The 16,112-nt window shown below is 58.5% G+C and carries 12 protein-coding genes; 5 read left to right on the top strand and 7 right to left on the bottom strand.

Features of this window, described 5'->3' with window-relative positions; translation table 11 throughout:
• Positions 1-8: 8 nt before the first annotated feature.
• Positions 9-626 carry a DUF7680 family protein gene (locus ACRYA2_RS14860; RefSeq protein WP_433629608.1) on the bottom strand — a complete coding sequence of 206 codons (618 nt, stop codon included), beginning with the start codon at positions 624-626 and terminating at the stop codon, positions 9-11.
• A complete protein-coding gene (locus tag ACRYA2_RS14855; protein ID WP_433629606.1) occupies positions 626-3,895 on the bottom strand; it encodes an ATP-binding protein in 3,270 nt (1,089 codons plus the stop codon). Before ACRYA2_RS14855 ends, ACRYA2_RS14860 begins: the two co-directional genes overlap by 1 nt.
• Positions 3,896-4,216: 321 nt before the next feature.
• Here ACRYA2_RS14855 and ACRYA2_RS14850 point away from each other — a divergent pair, with 321 nt between their 5' ends.
• Both ACRYA2_RS14850 and ACRYA2_RS14845 read left to right on the top strand, forming a co-directional pair.
• Positions 4,217-5,221, top strand: coding sequence for a Cdc6/Cdc18 family protein (locus ACRYA2_RS14850; protein ID WP_433629603.1), 1,005 nt, complete (start codon positions 4,217-4,219; stop codon positions 5,219-5,221).
• Between the two features lie 98 nt (positions 5,222-5,319).
• Entirely contained in the window at positions 5,320-6,447 is a 1,128-nt protein-coding gene (locus ACRYA2_RS14845) for a CRISPR-associated protein Cas4 (protein WP_433629600.1), read from the top strand.
• Positions 6,448-6,501: 54 nt separating this feature from the next.
• Here the strand turns inward: ACRYA2_RS14845 and ACRYA2_RS14840 are convergent, their stop codons facing one another.
• On the bottom strand, positions 6,502-7,113 hold the full coding sequence (locus tag ACRYA2_RS14840; RefSeq protein WP_433629599.1) for a hypothetical protein: 612 nt from the start codon (positions 7,111-7,113) through the stop codon (positions 6,502-6,504).
• Positions 7,114-7,441: 328 nt separating this feature from the next.
• Here ACRYA2_RS14840 and ACRYA2_RS14835 point away from each other — a divergent pair, with 328 nt between their 5' ends.
• From ACRYA2_RS14835 to ACRYA2_RS14825, 3 genes are all read left to right on the top strand, one after another.
• Entirely contained in the window at positions 7,442-9,250 is a 1,809-nt protein-coding gene (locus tag ACRYA2_RS14835; RefSeq protein WP_433629597.1) for a transposase, read from the top strand.
• A gap of 182 nt (positions 9,251-9,432) precedes the next feature.
• Positions 9,433-9,876 carry a MaoC family dehydratase gene (locus ACRYA2_RS14830; protein ID WP_433629594.1) on the top strand — a complete coding sequence of 148 codons (444 nt, stop codon included), beginning with the start codon at positions 9,433-9,435 and terminating at the stop codon, positions 9,874-9,876.
• Positions 9,877-9,994: 118 nt separating this feature from the next.
• The gene (locus tag ACRYA2_RS14825; protein WP_433629592.1) at positions 9,995-11,947 is read left to right on the top strand and encodes a 3-hydroxyacyl-CoA dehydrogenase/enoyl-CoA hydratase family protein; all 1,953 of its coding nucleotides are present in this window, start codon (positions 9,995-9,997) and stop codon (positions 11,945-11,947) included.
• On the opposite strand, the gene ACRYA2_RS14820 is transcribed toward ACRYA2_RS14825, so the two are convergent.
• The 4 genes from ACRYA2_RS14820 to ACRYA2_RS14805 all read right to left on the bottom strand — a co-directional run bounded on the left by ACRYA2_RS14820 (position 11,944) and on the right by ACRYA2_RS14805 (position 16,080).
• Entirely contained in the window at positions 11,944-12,459 is a 516-nt protein-coding gene (locus ACRYA2_RS14820) for a winged helix-turn-helix domain-containing protein (RefSeq protein ID WP_433629589.1), read from the bottom strand. The genes ACRYA2_RS14825 and ACRYA2_RS14820 overlap by 4 nt on opposite strands.
• Positions 12,460-12,467: 8 nt before the next feature.
• Positions 12,468-13,313, bottom strand: a complete 846-nt coding sequence (locus ACRYA2_RS14815; protein ID WP_433629587.1) for an alpha/beta fold hydrolase — start codon at positions 13,311-13,313, stop codon at positions 12,468-12,470.
• A 2-nt stretch (positions 13,314-13,315) separates the two neighbouring features.
• The gene (locus tag ACRYA2_RS14810) at positions 13,316-14,461 is read right to left on the bottom strand and encodes an acyl-CoA dehydrogenase family protein (RefSeq protein WP_433629584.1); all 1,146 of its coding nucleotides are present in this window, start codon (positions 14,459-14,461) and stop codon (positions 13,316-13,318) included.
• A 68-nt stretch (positions 14,462-14,529) separates the two neighbouring features.
• A complete protein-coding gene (locus ACRYA2_RS14805; protein WP_433629582.1) occupies positions 14,530-16,080 on the bottom strand; it encodes a long-chain-fatty-acid--CoA ligase in 1,551 nt (516 codons plus the stop codon).
• Positions 16,081-16,112: the final 32 nt, after the last annotated feature.

Genomic DNA, 16,112 nt, shown 5'->3' with positions numbered 1-16,112 from the left:
TGATGTGGTTAGACGTGATCTGCGAGCAGTACGCGGAGAGCCTTGGTGCCACTCGGTGAAGTCGGTGAACGGGCTTTTGCGTGCCAATAGTAGCATTCACCAAGGCTCATCTGGTCAATGCCTTTCGCAACCTCTCGGAGTCGGTCCCGTCGGCGCATCGGCTTCATTGCGCGGAATGCAATCGAAAGTCGAACACCAGCAGCCTCGGGTAGACTGACGCTCGCTGGGCTGCCGGTACAGACGATTTCGGGGTCAAGACTGATTTCTCGGAGGGTGGATTCGATGAGGTAACATGCCTCGTTAAATGCGTCACCCTGAAGAGTAGCAATACGAATCGCACACCAGTCCTCCCAATCGTATGGTGTGTCGTCTGTTCCGGGTAGTTCAGATGGAGACTGTTCTCCGACAACTGCTTCCTCGATTTCGCATACCGAGACGTTCACCGACTTGTGTGCCCGATCAAACCGCTCCTGTCGTGCGGTAGCTATCTCTTGCTGAACGAGCTCGTACAGCGTGATTTCGTGTTGGTCACCAACCCGTTCGCGGGTGAGCACAAACGTAGGGCGATTTCCATGAGCGCCAGTGGTGAAGGCGAACGAGTTACCCTCAGCCAATCCGTGACTCATTACTGCGTCACCTCGCTGGACTCGACCACTCGAATCTGGGTGTGCATCGTGACAGTGAACGCGTTGTCTACTGCGAGGAGTTCGTCAAGGGAGTCGAATGTGTCTCCGTAGAGCCTGTCAGCTCCTTCGGCAAATTCGATAGCGAACTCAGCTTCAGCAGTCCGCCCCCCATCTGGGTTCGAGAGGTCCTCTGGCTCCATATTGAACCGGAGATGGTTAGCGAAAACACTGGGACTTCCTTCGAAGTCAACTTCGAACTCGGATTTCGAGTTAGCACCGTCGTTGGCCTCGTAATCGAAGTCCATCGTGGTGGCATCCGCGAAGGTCTCGGAGTTACTGAGTTTATTCGCGGTGAACCACGCTCCCTTCCACGCGTCAGCACCATCGAGATGAATCCACACGCCCTCAACTATCGGCGTTAGCTCGTCTGGGTGGCCGTTGTATTCCTCACGGGCGTTGGTGAGTTGATCGGCGATGTCAGCGCGCATCTCCTGAAGCGCACGCGAGACGTGCGCGGGTTCAGAAGTACGGACTTCGATGAGCTTGCTGAACAGTTCAGGCTCATCATCGTCGTCGCTCGAACCACTTCCGTCGCCGCCGCTTGTACCCTCATCGTCGCCCGTGGTTCCATCGTCTGTCCCTTCGTCATCTTCTGGTTCTTCCCACTCGATTTCACTGCCGACATCTGCAACCAGATCGTCAATCGACTTGTAGAGCGTGTGCGACTGTGAGAGTTTCAGGTCTTGGTAGCTCACCCTCGTATGGAGATTCTGCGCATCACTGAGATCGTGTTCATCCGACGTGATCGATGCCCCGTCGGTGTAGTATCCGGTGTTCTGTTCATCATCCCAGTACGCGTAACTCTCCTCGTTAACGAGGCGAGCAATCGTCTTCCGGAGGGGGATAGGCGACAAGAGGATCTCAGCGTCTTGGCGCTTCCCGAACTGCTCTTCGACGGCCCGCGTGGTCATCGACGTCGCACCGACGTTCCAGATCGTCGCTTCGAACCAATCGACACCGTACGCGCCCTCTCCCTCGGGGATGATCGCACCGGCTTCGTCGAGCTTTTCGATAACACTCTGGTGGATGGTGCTATCGGTCGTGACGTTCCGGTGAGCAAGCCCATCATTGGTGGGGAAGTACAGGTGTGTGTACGCCTTCTTGATGTCCTGATCAAGCGTGCCTTTCGCGCTATCGAGACGTTCACCGAGCTTATCTTGTTGCTCCGTGTTGAGCTCGTACTGATCGCCGAGGTTGGTCTGGATGTGTTTGATGGCGGCGACGCGTTCAGCCGTCCGTTTTGCGTCGGTGACGTCGTTCGCGCTTGCCGCAAGGAAGACAACGTTGTTCTTGTACACTCGCGGTGTCTTCTGTCCACCACTCGACGATGCCGTGTTCTTGAACAGCGATTGGATGGTGTCCGGGACGGTCTCGTAATCGGTGATGGTGACTGTATCGAAGTCCATCACGCACAGATGTGCTTCGTCAGCCTTGTCCGGGATTTCGTGGGGCTCTTCTGGGCCGACGATTACGTTGAGGCTGCCCTGGCCGAGTGCTTCGTCTAGGGCTTCTTCGAGGTGTCGCCGGGCGAGGCCGTCTTGGAGCTGTTCGACAACGGAGTCAATGAGCTTCGTCAGATTCGGCTCCGACTTGAACTGGATTTTCTCCCCATTATCTCCGTGAAGGAAGAAACACGCAGACCGTCGTCCCTCACCGAGAAGGTTGTTAAGCGCGTCATCGTAGTGCGCCAGTTCAACCTCGGGGTTTGCGACAGCATATCGTAACGGGCGGCGCGTGGTTCCGCGTCCGTCTGCACCTTTGACGATGCTTTTCCAGAGGATTGTCGTCGTGAGGTGCGTACCGAGCGGCGGATGGTTGTTCTTGACCCAGTTTCGATCCTCCTCTTCTGCGTTCGCAGTCCCGTCTTCGGAGTAGATGTCGGCTTTGATGGCGGCCTCGAAGTCCATATCCACCGATGAGAATAGTCGGAGGAGCGTTGAACGGACGTCCCCATCAGAGGGGTGCAGGTCGAACAGCCGAACGAAGTGGCGGTCCTGATTGTCGCTCTGGTGCTGCCAGAGCCGGTACACTGCACGGGAGAGGAGCTTGAGCGCCCCCCGAGTGCGCTGGAAGGATGGCAGTGAGTCGAGTTCCTCGGTAAGCGTATCGATGACCGTGGGGTGAATCGGGTAACTGTCTTCGAGTCGGTCTCGGTGCTCTGGGTTTGACGCGTGATCGGGGAAGGAGTCTCGGTCGCCTGTGTAGAACGAGGCGTAGGAGTCCACAGTGGCGTCGCGCCCATCTGCGGATACACTCTCGAACAGACGGTGTCGAAGAACAGCAGCAATCTCGTTGTCTTCAGTCGGCGTGATGGAGCCTTCGACGCGGTCGCTGATACTGTTGAATTCTGAGATGGTCTCAGAGACTAGACCGCGGACGTCTTCGGCTTGGTCAGCGAAGGCAGTATCCGCGATGCTGAGGACAACGGTGACTTTGTCGTTGTTCTGTGTCGCGGATAGCAGCGACATCAGGAAGGTATTTGTCTGTTTTGCGAGCGTTGAATCGCCGATTTCGACAGCAGCGGCCTGTTCGAGGTAGGCGGCGATCTCGTCGATGAGGATGAGCGAGGGGTTGTCGTTCCGCTCAAAGAGTCGTTCGAGTTTGGTGGTTCCTGGTGGCGTGCGGTTTTCGTCGTTTTCGCGGAGGAACTCGTAGCCTTCCCGCCCGAAGAGTTGGTAGGCCATTTCTCCCCACATCGTCTTCGTCGCGGGCGCGTCAGGATCGTCGTAGTTTGAACGGGCGTCTTCAGCATCGACGTGAGTTCCGACGAAGACGGCGGTATTGACGTCAAGTCCGAGAGCTGCAGCGTCGGTGTACTCATCTGCCACTTCCTGATCTTCGATAAATTCAGAAAGGTCAGGGACAGCGCTCGGAGACTCAGCTAGGTGGAAGGCAGCGATTTGGTTGTGAGTTTTACCGCCCCCGAAGCTGGTGTCGAGGCGAAGGATGCCGTTCGTACCTGTGTACTCATTATTGTGTGCGCCGACGAAGCGAGTAGAGAGTCGGGTGAGGAGTTCTTGGAGACCACTGGTTGGGTAGGTCTTCTCGAAGAAGAGATGTGGGTCAGCGTAGACCTCAGGTGCGTCGCTACTGTGAGCGACATCTGCGAGGCTTGCTGCGAATTGGTCTTCGGCGAGTTCTCCGGTGAGAACGTCCTGTCGGGGCGTGCAGGACTCGAAGATTGCTGGGAGGGTTTGCTTCTGGCTCATTTGCTATTCACGCTCTTTGAGGAGGGATTTGATGACTGAATCATAGGAGGAGTGCTCTTCTTCCTCCTTGATTTCGTCAAGTTGGTCTTTCGTCCAATCATGGATCTTGATACTCGGCATAGCTCACCATTTGAGCGAGGTGGTAAATCATTTACCACTGAGTGTCCCATTGGTTAACTCGTAGTATTCAACTATGGCACTTAAACGTTAGCAGAATCAACAGTCGGTTTCCTCGTCACTCAGTGTGACCCAACGTTCCGGAAATTCGGAAATCACACGCTTCCATTTATTTCCCTTGACTCCGGTGTCGACAGCCGAACTATGATCACGGATGCACGGGTCCTCCAACCGGAGTTCATCCCACGTGAGGTGCAGCACCGAGATGCAGAAGTGAACTACCTGTCCAGCGTCCTCGACCCAATCACGGACGGAAACAGAGCAGATCCCGCTCTGTTACATGGGCCGTCCGGTGTTGGGAAGACCTGTATCGCCAAGTTCCTCGTCGAACAACTCCGCGAAGCGGTCGTTTCCCTGAATTACCAGTATGTGAACTGCTGGGAAGACCATAGTCGCTTCAAAGCGCTCTACCGACTGCTCGACGGTGTCAGCCAAACTGTGGACATTCACCGCCAATCAACACCGAAGGATGTCCTGCTCGAACGACTCCGCGACGCCGGCGATACGCCGTATGTCGTGATTCTGGATGAGGTAGACCAACTGGAAGACAAGTCGCTCCTGTACGATCTCTACCGAATTCCGCATCTTACGATGATTCTCATCGCTAACAACGAAGAAGGCCTGTTCACCTCGATGGATGAGCGGTTGAACAGCCGCCTCACCGACTGTGAACGGATTCACTTTGGGTCTTACCACGAGGAGGAGCTTATCGCTATCCTCCGCGACCGCGTCCGATGGGGTCTCACAGATGACGTCATCGATACAGCTGGGTTAGAATTGATTGCTGCGAATGCGGGTGGAGACGCCCGAGTCGCTATCGGGATTCTGCGCCGAGCAGCACGGAAAGCGAGAGGAGCTCCTGTAGACGGTATTACGCCCGAGATTATTCGGAAGGTGACTCCGGAAGCGAAATCAGAAATCAAACAGAAGACCGTTGACCGCCTCACTGCTCACCAGAAGACTTTGTATGATATCATCACGGAACACCGTGAAATCGAGCCGCAGAAACTCTACTCCCTGTATTGCGAGAAGGCTGATGACCCGAAAACCAAGCGTATGGTTCGGAACTACCTTTCCAAATTAGAGCACTACAACCTGATCGTCGCAGAAGGCCACACAAAGGCCCGAATTTACCGGCTACAGGGATGAATCGGCGGGCGCAGATGCAGTCCCGATCCCGGTGCAATGAATGATTCGGAAATCACACGCGGCTCCCTATTGTCCCCCACGGCGTCCCAGCCAGTGTGATGAGCGACCCACCTACAGAAACTCCTGTCGAGGACACTCTCGTCTCGGGAGAGACGGACTTCGATGTCCCACAGGCGGTCTTGGACCGGATTTCGAATCGGGAGTTCACCGAGTGGTACAGTGAACAGCAATTCCAGACCAACATCTTGGAGGGACAGGCGTATTTCAACGGCCCCTCACCGCCGAAAGACCCGGACCGGCATTCGCCGAGTAAACTCCTTCAGTGCCACCGGAAGGCCAGCTACGCGCGACAGAACGCACCCCGAGAAGGCACGCCGCCTGAAGGCTTGTTCTGGATCGGAACAGAATTCGAGGAACAGGTCATCGTCCCATTCCTCCAGGACATCACTACACAGAACACGTACGTGACAAATTCACTGTGGATCGACGCCGAGATCGTTGTGGATGGAACAGAACTGCGTGTGCGCGGGTCAACCGATCCAGCAATCGTGACTCCCGATGCAGAGCCGTTGCTCGTAACGGAAATCAAGACCACGACTTCTCTTGATCATCTATCGAAACCGAAGCCACATCACCGTGCACAGTTGCACGCTTACCTATTTGCCCTCGACAGAGAGTATGACCACTCAGTCACTGACGGGATGATCGTGTACGGGAGCCGGAAGACGCTGAACATCGAAGCCTTTCACATAGAGTTCGACGCAGGATTCTGGGAACGCGTTGTTGACTGGATGCGAGAACAGACGGTGTTTGAACGGAGCGGTGAACTCCCTCCAGCCACTCCGGAGCGTGACTGGGAGTGTAACTACTGTTCGTTCAAGCACCGTTGTGGGCAGGGCGACTCCCCATACGCTGACATCGGCTATGATGGCCTACTTCCAGCCTTCACTGGATACGACCGGCAGAACTTGGTGGACTACTTAGAGGCACACGACGGGCGTGACGCGCGTCTCACACCCGCACTGGCACATCAGTACCCCGAACTTGTAGACGAGTACGGAGCCTATGATTGGAGCTGTTCGCGGTGTAGCGAGTCATACGCCTGGGATACGGTTGAATGGGATGGCAACACGGATGATCTCCCTTTCTGCCCAACTTGCGCTGAATCAGGTGTTCTCGTGACGGTCAGTGGCCCGGAACCCCATGAGCAATTGGACGTAAAGTGAGTTGGTAACCTTGAGTGTGAATTAGGTGGGGACGTTGTGCCGGGGTACCGAGTACTATTCCTCTCGGTCTCCCTTCTCGTCCGAAGGGTCACCCCACGTCTCCTGAGGTTCGAGCGCATCATCCTCGTCATCGATTACCTCTACGTCTGAATCGCCTCTCGTGCCCGGGATCCTTGTCTCAAACAGATCCTCGTTCTCTTGCTTCGCCTCTTCACGTAGTTGTTCAATGTCGATCTCGGGTGGCTCTGACCCAGTCTGCACCCAATAATCTCGCTGAGGATACTTCTTGTGCAGATTCTCCGCCTCGATGAGTCCTCGGATGTCTGACCTTGCGGATTGTAACTCGCTTTTCGCGTCGAGGTACGCACGTTGCAAATCGTCTAACCCTGCACCCCGCAACAGGGATTGGATGGCTTCCCCTCGCTCCGTCAATCGATACCTATCGGAACGAGGGTGGTCTCCGGCCTGTATCGTGGTTTCCTCAATCAAATCGGCTTCAATGGCTTTGTCGAGTAATTTCTTTAGAGGTTTACCGGTGAGGTCCACAATCTCAAAGAGTTCATTTTTGATGTTCCCATTTTCTCTATCGATGAGTGCGATGAGACCGATTGCCTGAGGCTCCTCAAAGAATTCGGCTACTGGCAGTTCTTCGTTATGCTCGGTCATGGTGGGTCGTTTCGGCAGCTCCCAAAGCGCAGTCTACGCTTTGAGGAATCTCTTGTATCCGGAGTTTCCTCAATGAGGTATCTCCGTCTTCTATTGAGAGGTTCAGAAGGCCGATTTATAAGCGGTTTCCCAATCTTTCCGTAAAACGGAGGTTCCGCTTTACGGAGTCTCCGTCTTGGATGCACTCCGCTGTCCTGCGACTACGCAAAGGGCGGAATCGGGCTACTTACCCCGTATATCGCCCCTCACCCGCATTTCGGAAATAACACGCGCGAGAATATCCCGACTCGGAGCCAGTTCTCGCGTATCAGAAATCGGCTGATCATCCGTGTCGTCACCACCCTCAACCCCTCCGACGCAGGACATCCTCGACTCTATCCAGGAGCAGGTTGAGGACCTTTGCCATATCCACGACCACATCACCCGAATCATAGCGAACCTCGATATCGAAGACGACTGGTTCACCGGATACAATCATCCCAAGAAATCAGACTATGACCTGAACGGGATGGTCCAAACCTTTCTCTACATGCACGCCCGCGGATTCGACGAAGCAGAGACCGCTCGCCGTCTAAAAGGTGCAGCCTACATCTACATTCAATTCGGGTTACCTCGCCCACCCACGAAGCAGCTCATCAACTACACGAAAAAGAAGCGGTTCTCGCTACAGGAACGAAAGACCCTGAAAACGGCTGGAAAGCGTATTCGTAACATCTGTGCTGACCACGATCTCGTACGCACGGACACAACGACTGAGCCTGCGCTTGATCCTGACGACATTCGAGGAACCGACATCGAGGAAGAACAGATCATGGACGCCGTGGAACGCGCCTCTGACCTCGGATTCTCCGGCTTCACCGCTAACCGTGCCAGTAACACCAAGTACGCATTAGAGGCCTACCTCGAACGCCAAGCGTACCTGAACATGACAAACGCCGCTGCAACCACGCCCCGACGCCGGTTCGCACGGCTCAGCGACCGTGACGAGGTCCCGCACGGGTCGTCGCACAATCGCACGATGAAGAAGATCGCGGACCCAGACTCTCAACTCACGTTCGACGAATTCGTAGAAGTTGGCCGTATCCCCGACTGGCAACGCATTCGTGACGAGACTCTGCAGGCTTTCCACACTGGGGTGGAACGGATTCTGGATGAGATTACAGACGATGACCGCGGACAAGTCGGGATTCGAGAGCCGGTCAACGCTGCAATTGACATCGTGACGTGGAACTTCTGGCCGTCACCCTTCCAAAAGCAGGAAGAGACTGAACCAGGCGAGCAGCCAGTCACATTCAAAACCAGCTCTGGGAAGACCCGAACGGAGTACCTCAAAGAGGAGTATCCAGTGATGGCGTCGGGATTCAAGGAGAGCCATGAACGAGGGTACAAGTTCGCCACGCTCACCATCGTTGCCGAGAACACGCCGATTGTTCTGGCGATTGAACCCGTGCGTGACGTGCGTGCGTGGGAGGACGAGACTGAGGTTCATCGGACGTCGCGTGCGGACATCGTGGATCGACTGTTAGAACAGGCACAGCGGCACGTAGACATCAACAAGGTGTTCGCTGACCGGGAATTCGATGCGCACGAGGTCCGGCACCTGATCAACAAACACGACCTGTTCTACGTCATCGGGAAGCGCAAGCAAGCTACTGCAGACAAGGAGAACATCGAAGAGGTCGAGAAGCACCCTGTGATCGATGCGCGGGTGGAGTATGCGTCACTCACTGTTGACGGGGAAACGCATGACTTGAGCATCATGTATGTCCCGAAGAACGCGGCGATTGAGAACGAAGAACGGGACGAGGATGGGTGGGACGAATATGCGATCTTCACGACTAACTACAAGGTGGAGCCTGAGCGAGCTATTGGACTCACGGCCCAGTACCGTGATCGCTGGGAAATAGAGAACCAGTATAAGAGTATCCAGAAACACTTCCTACCGACCTCTGCGTCAAAGGATTACCGCGTCCGGTTCCTGTACTTCACCATCGGAGTGCTAATGTACAATGTCTGGCGGTTGACTAACTTCGTCCTCCGTGACGAGATTGATGTGGACCTGGGCGAGAAACCGCCACTGCGAGCTGGGGAGATTGTAGAGTTGGTCGCCTTCTGCCTGTTCGACCCTGGAGACTAGACCTGAACTCAGTTTACGTGTTCAGCTTGGCTGGTGAGCGACTGCGTTCTCATTTTCACCGTGTTTTCCGCTTTGGAAACTGTGTAATTCCGAATTAGAGAAGCACGATCCCCACTCGTATCCCGGATCGGATAGAGTCTGTTCTCTCAGCTTCAGTAGAGGTCTCCATCAGTGGGTTTCGCTTGTCAAACGGTCCAAACAGTCAACCTCTGGTCAAGGAGTTCGGCCGGTACGAAGTCACGAAGGAGGAGATAATCGAGTTCGCGCGCCAGTACGACCCGCAACCGTTCCACGTGGACGAGGCGGCCGCTGCGGACTCGATGTACGACGGACTCATCGCGAGCGGGTGGCACACCTGCGCGATGACGATGCGTATGCTCGTGGACAATGTGATCGGGGAGACTGGGAGTCTGGGCTCGCCGGGCGTAGACGAGATACAGTTTCGCCGACCGGTTCGGCCCGGGGACGTCCTCTCAGTCCGAAGCGAAGTGACTGGGAAACGTCCGCTGGAGGACGACCGAACCCGTGGGCTCGTCCAGTCGCACGTCGAGACCCTGAACGACGACGATACGGTCGTGCTCTCGATGGACACTGCGATGTTCGTACGGCGCCACCCCGATGCCTGATGACCATTGGTTCAGAAACTCAGCAGATTGTTTTTCACTGCTATCCGCTCTTGGCTATTTCCTAACAGCGTAATGTAAAAAGTGGGGATTAATGATGGGAGAGCCGAAGGGATAGTATATGGACGTAAACGACATCGAGAACGTCGCCGTGCTCGGCGCGGGAAACATGGGTCACGGTATCACCGAAGTCGTCGCCATGGCCGGTTACTCGGTCACGATGCGCGACGTCGAAAAGGAGTTCATCGAAGACGGATACGAAAGCATCGAGTGGAGCCTCCAGAAACTCGCGGAGAAGGACCGACTCGGTGAGTCGCCCGAGACGGTTCTCGACCGAATCGAGACGACGGTCGACCTCGCGGACGCAGTGTCCGACGCGGACCTCGTCATCGAAGCTGCACCCGAACAACTCGACCTGAAGCGAGACATCTTCGGCGACCTTGACGAACTCACACCGGAGGACGCGGTGCTCGCGTCGAACACGTCGTCGCTCTCCATCACGCGAATCGCCGAGGCGACCGAACGCCCCGATCAAGTCGTCGGGATGCACTTCTTCAACCCGCCTGTAAAGATGGACCTCGTCGAGGTCATCTACGGGGAAGAGACGACCGACGCGACCGCCGAGACCGCCTACGAGTTCGTCGAGGCGATCGACAAGACGCCGATCTACGTCCGGAAGGACGTGAACGGATTCGTCGTGAACTCCGTTCTCGGCCCGTTCATGGACGAACCCGCCTGGATGGTCTCGAACGGCAATGCTACAATCCAGCAGGCGGACGCCGCGATGGTCCACCGACGCGGCTATCCGATGGGTCCGTTCGAACTCGCCGACCTGACCGGTCTCGACGTCGGCTATCACGTCCGGAACGAGGCTGGACGGCCCATTCCGCCGATTCTCCAGGAGAAAGTCGACGCCGAGGACCTCGGTCGGAAGACCGGACGCGGCTACTACGACTACGAGGAGGGCGACGGCCCGGACTACGACCCCGAGGACGGCGAGGACTTCGACACGCTCCAGGTGGAGGCGCGGATGGCGAACGAGGCGGCGAAGCTCATCGGCGACGACGTCGCCACCGCCGACGCGGTGGACACCGGAATGCGTCTCGGTGCCGGATTCCCCGAAGGACCGTGTCGCCGCGCAGACAAAATCGGGCTCGACGCGGTGTTGGAAAAACTCGAATCGCTGCACGAGGAGACAGGTGCCGACCGGTTTGATCCCGCCGACTACCTCGTTACGCTCGTCGAATCGGGGGCGACCGGACGCGACGCCGGTGAGGGGTTCTACGAGTACGATACAGGCGGTACTCGTGACTACCAGTTCCTCAACCACGACCTCGACGACGGCGTTCTCACCGTCGAACTCGACCGTCCCGAACAACTGAACGCGCTCTCAGAGGACCTCCTCGGCGAGATCGACCATCTGCTCTCGAACGTGGACGTCGACGACGTCCGCTGCGTGGTCTTCGAGGGCGCGGGCGACCGGGCGTTCAGTGCTGGTGCCGACATCGGCGGCTTCGCCGACGCCACGCCGACCGACTTCATGGACGTGACGCCCGCGTTCGAGACGGTGCACGAGTTCGACCGCCCGACGCTCGCGAAGGTGGACGGCTTCTGTCTGGGGGCGGGACTCGAACTTGCGCTCGCCTGCGACCTCCGCCTCGCTACCGAAGGCTCCGAGTTCGGGTCGCCCGAAATTGGACTGGGGCTCATCCCCGGCGGCGGGGGAACGCAGCGCCTCCTCAGGATGCTCGGCGAGACGCGGGCGAAAGAGCTCGTCTTCCGCGGTAACCGTATCGACGCCGAGCGCGCCGAAGAGTGGGGGCTCATCAACCGCTGTGTCCCCGAAGACGAGTTCGATGACGTCGTCGCAGAGTTCGTCGACGACCTCGTGTCCGGGCCGCCCATCGCGCTGAAGGTCGCGAAGACGGTCATGAACGAGGGTGGCGAGGTGGGGCTCGACGCCGGACTGGCGATGGAGAGCCAGGGCTTCGGATTGCTCATGGGGACCGAAGACGTTCGCGAAGGGACGGCCGCGTTCCGTGAGGACCGCGACCCCGAGTTCGAAGGTAACTAGTCCGATTGGGGGAGGTTGTCGAACAGTTCGGGGTTCGTGCCGAACTTCAGCACGTTGGTCACCACGGAGTTCCGGAGGTTGTCGATGACGGCCCCGTGCTCCTTGTAGAACTCGTGAATCCACTGTGACTCGGCGTCTCTGCTCGGGAACATCATCACCGACTTCCACTGGTATTCGCCGTCCGAGAGGAAGTACAGGAGCGTGTTCTCGTCGTTCCGAATGTACTCCATCGCGTCCCGCCACTCGTCCGCGAAATGTTCCGGATTGAACTTGAACTCGAACAGCGCGAAGATGAAGTACGCCTCGTTCGGGATGATGGCCTCCCGAAAGACGCCCGCGTCGCGCATCTCCCGAATGGATTCGCTGACGGTCACGTGCGACACGTCGATGTCGTACTTCTCTGCGAGAACTTGCGTCAGGTTGCGGGAAGAGATCTGCGGGTCGCGCGCCAGTTCCTGCAGAATGAGGATGTCTCGCTCCTTGAACTCCCAGTCGGGTTCCTCTGCGGTCATGGCGCACTCTACGAAAGACACTGTTTTAATTCTGTATAGTATCGGTCTGTCCGATCCTCGACGACCCAGTGGTAGGCGTCGTCGAGTTCGACGATCTCGCCGTCGCCGGCTACGTCCTCGACGAGGCGCTCGGCGTACGAGAGCGGTTGGAGGACGTCGTCGGTGCCCCAGAGGCAGGTAACGTCCGCGGTGATGGCGCCGTACTCCAGTTCCGTGGTGTGGTTCGTGTTCGTCGCGACGGCACACCGCGCGAGCGACACCTGCCCGTCCTCGCTCAGCCAGGGGGCCTTCATACCGTCGACGAACTCGCGGTGGTCGTCCGCGTCACCGTGCAGGCCCTCTCCGAAGGCGAAATCGAGCTTCGACTCGATCTCTGCCCGATCCGCCTCGGCAGTCGACGGAAGACCAAGGTTCGAGATGAACTCGACCGGCCACGAGTCGTAGCAGACGACGTTCGAGAGGACGAGTCGGTCGACGGCGTCCGGTTCGTGGCTGGCGTACCGAAGCGCGACGCCGCCGCCGATGTCGTGGGCGACGATGGTGAGTGGATGCTGGAGGTCGAGGGCGTCCGCCAGTTCGCGCAGCATCTCCTCCTGGGCTCGGATGGAGCGGTCGAAGCCGTCGCGTTTCGACGAATTCCCGTACCCAAGGAGATCGGGGACGACGACGCGGTGGTCCTCGGCGACGGCGTCAGCGACGTCCCGCCAGAGATACGACCACGTCGGGATGCCGTGGAGGAAGACGACCGGCGGGTCGCTCGGGTCACCTAGCTCCCGGTAGGCGACTTCGAGGTCGTGACCGTCCACCGTGACGCCGACTCGCTCTTGGGCGTCCGTCCATTCTTCGTGATTCATGGTTAGAACAGGCGGTCGGCGATGATGTTCTTCTGGATTTCGCTCGTTCCCTCGTAGATCTTCGTGATGCGGGCGTCGCGGTAGTACCGCTCGACGGGATGGTCGGTGACGAATCCAGCGCCGCCGTGCACCTGGATGGCTTCGTCCGCGACGTCGACGGCGTGTTCGGACGCGAAGAGTTTCGCCATGCTCGCGTACCGGGTGGCCATCTCGTCGTTCCCCGACTCGACCTGAGACGCCGCGCGATAGGTGAGCGACCGGGCGGCCTCGACGTTCGTCGCCATCTCGGCGACTTTGTGGCTGATGGCCTGATAGTCCTTGATGAGCCGACCGCCCTGCTCGCGTTCGTTGGCGTACTCGACCGACTCGTCGACCGCCGCCTGTGCGGTCCCGACCGCCTGGGCGGCGACGCTCACGCGGCCGGACGCGAAGAAATCCATCAGCTGATAGAAACCCTCGTTCTCCTCGCCGATGATGTTCTCCGTGGGAACGCGGACGTCGTCGATGACGATCTCGGCGAGGTCGGAGGCGTGGATGCCGAGCTTGTTGTCTATCTTCGTGGACTCGAACCCGTCCGCCTCGGTGGGGACGAGGATGGCGCTGATACCACGGTGTGGCGGTTCGGCGTCGGGGTCGGTCTTCGCCATGACGACAGCGACGTCCGCGACGGTGCCGTTCGTGATCCACATCTTGTTGCCGTTGAGCACGTACTCGTCGCCGTCGGTCTCCGCAACCGTCTCGATGCCGGCGACATTCGAGCCGTGAGCCGGCTCCGAGATGCAGCTACAGCACGCGGACTCGCCGTTCGCGATTCGTGGGAGCCACTCCTCTTTCATCCACTCGTCGCCGAACTTCTGGATCATGTTCGATCCGAATCCGCGGCTGCCGATGGCGCTCCCGATACCGGGGTCGGCCCGCCAGAGCTCTTCGGTGACGAGCGTCGACGAGAGCGTTTCCATCCCCGCGCCGCCGTACTCGACGGGGATGTTCGGAGCGACGAAGTCGTACTCGGCGGCCTTCTCGACGAGGTCGTGCGGGTACTTGTGCTCCTCGTCGTATTCGCGCGCGACGGGTTCTATCTCGTTCTCGCCGAACTCGCGAACCGCCTGCCGGATGGCCCGGTGTTCATCTGAGAGTTGGAAACTCATAATGGCCACTTAGGGTTCCAATGTTTAGTATCTTCGCTAAAACCTCACCGTAGTTAAGGATAGCTGCGTCAGTCTCTATCTTCGAGCCGGAACTTCTGGACCTTACCCGTCGTCGTTCTCGGCAACTCGTCGACGAATCGAACTTCACGGGGATGCTTGTATGCTGCGAGGTTGTCGAGACAGAACTCCCGGATCTCCTCCGCTGTTACGTCCGCGTCCGGCGCGGGAACGACGAACGCCATCACGGTCTCGTTCCGGCGCTCGTCCGAGACACCGGCGACGGCAGCGTCGTCCACCCCGTCGTGTTCGAAGAGAAGCTCCTCGACCTCGCGCGGGTAGACGTTGTAGCCGGCGGTGTTGATCATGTGCTTCTTGCGGTCGACGATGTAGAAGAAGCCGTCCTCGTCGTAGTACCCGATGTCGCCGGTGTGGAACCAGCGCTTGCCGTCCGCCTCGGTGAACGCGTCCGCGTTCGCCTCCGGCCGCTCGTAGTAGCCTTGCATCACGTTCGGCCCCCCGATGACCAGTTCACCCGTTATCTCGTCGAGGTTCGTCTCTTTCTCGTCGACCGGTCCCTCCTCCACCGGCGGTCGCTCAACGAACTCGTCGTCGACGATGCGTGCCGCTACGCCATCGAGCGGTTTTCCGATGCTGCCGGGTCGTCGGTCACCGACGTGGTTCGCGTGTGTGACCGGACTCGTTTCGGTGAGTCCGTACCCTTCGAACAGTTCGACGTCGAATCGTTCTTCGAACGCCCGAAGGACCTCGCGGGGAAGCGAACTGCCGCCGGAGTTTGCGAACCGCAGCGACGAGAGATCGAACTCGTCGGCGTTCGGCTGGTTCACGAGGTCGTTGTACATCGCGGGAACGCCGTGCATGAGCGTCAGTTCCTCGTTCTGGATGAGCGAAGCGGCCTCCTGGGCGTCCCACTCGGGCATCGGATAGTAACTTGCGCCGTCGAACAGCGTGGCGTTCATCGTCACCGTCATACCATAGATATGGAACAGCGGCAGGACGCCGAGGTGGCGGTCGTCTGGTCGGATGCCGTCAGGGATGGGGTCCGTGGCCGCCCTCGCGTTCCACGCGAGGTTGTGGTGAGTGAGACGGACGCCTTTCGGCGTCCCCGTTGTTCCCGACGTGTAGGGTTGGACGGCGACGTCGTCGTCCGCACGTTCGACGACGGGCGCCGTCTCGTCGGCCAGGAAGTCCTCGAAGGTGGCGTCGCCGGTTTCGCCGCCCACGGTGATCACGACGTCGACGTCGGTCTCCTCGCGAACGTCGTCGACGTGCTGGACGAGGTCGGGGAGCGTGACGACCGCCCTCGCGCCGCTGTCTCCGAGGAGGTGGCGGAGTTCGCGGCGCTTGTACTGGGGGTTCATCGGAACGACGACGCCGCCGGCGCGGAGCGTCCCGTGGAACGCGGTGACGAACTGCGGGAGGTTCGGTAGGTAGACGGCGATCCGGTCGTCGACGCCGATTCCGCGCTCGTTCAGCCCTGCGGCGAACCGACCCGTTCGGTCCCAGAACGTCTCGTACGACGTCTCTCGACCCTCGTAGACGATCGCCGGTGCGTCACCGCGTTCGTCGTCGGTCTCCGCGACGGATTGCACGAGATTCATGTACCGTCTGTGGCAAACGTCGACACCCTCAA

The organism is Halomicrococcus pelagicus (assembly GCF_050954125.1).
The sequence above is the reverse complement of the archived record's forward strand: the minus strand, read 5'-3'. Positions and strand labels throughout refer to the sequence as shown.

Excerpts from the sequence above, each read along its gene's own strand:
- ACRYA2_RS14860 (WP_433629608.1), bottom strand. The coding sequence starts at position 626 with ATGAGTCACGGATTGGCTGAGGGTAACTCGTTCGCCTTCACCACTGGC.
- ACRYA2_RS14855 (WP_433629606.1), bottom strand. The coding sequence starts at position 3,895 with ATGAGCCAGAAGCAAACCCTCCCAGCAATCTTCGAGTCCTGCACGCCC.
- ACRYA2_RS14850 (WP_433629603.1), top strand. The coding sequence starts at position 4,217 with ATGATCACGGATGCACGGGTCCTCCAACCGGAGTTCATCCCACGTGAG.
- ACRYA2_RS14845 (WP_433629600.1), top strand. The coding sequence starts at position 5,320 with ATGAGCGACCCACCTACAGAAACTCCTGTCGAGGACACTCTCGTCTCG.
- ACRYA2_RS14840 (WP_433629599.1), bottom strand. The coding sequence starts at position 7,113 with ATGACCGAGCATAACGAAGAACTGCCAGTAGCCGAATTCTTTGAGGAG.
- ACRYA2_RS14825 (WP_433629592.1), top strand. The coding sequence starts at position 9,995 with ATGGACGTAAACGACATCGAGAACGTCGCCGTGCTCGGCGCGGGAAAC.
- ACRYA2_RS14820 (WP_433629589.1), bottom strand. The coding sequence starts at position 12,459 with ATGACCGCAGAGGAACCCGACTGGGAGTTCAAGGAGCGAGACATCCTC.
- ACRYA2_RS14815 (WP_433629587.1), bottom strand. The coding sequence starts at position 13,313 with ATGAATCACGAAGAATGGACGGACGCCCAAGAGCGAGTCGGCGTCACG.
- ACRYA2_RS14810 (WP_433629584.1), bottom strand. The coding sequence starts at position 14,461 with ATGAGTTTCCAACTCTCAGATGAACACCGGGCCATCCGGCAGGCGGTT.
- ACRYA2_RS14805 (WP_433629582.1), bottom strand. The coding sequence starts at position 16,080 with ATGAATCTCGTGCAATCCGTCGCGGAGACCGACGACGAACGCGGTGAC.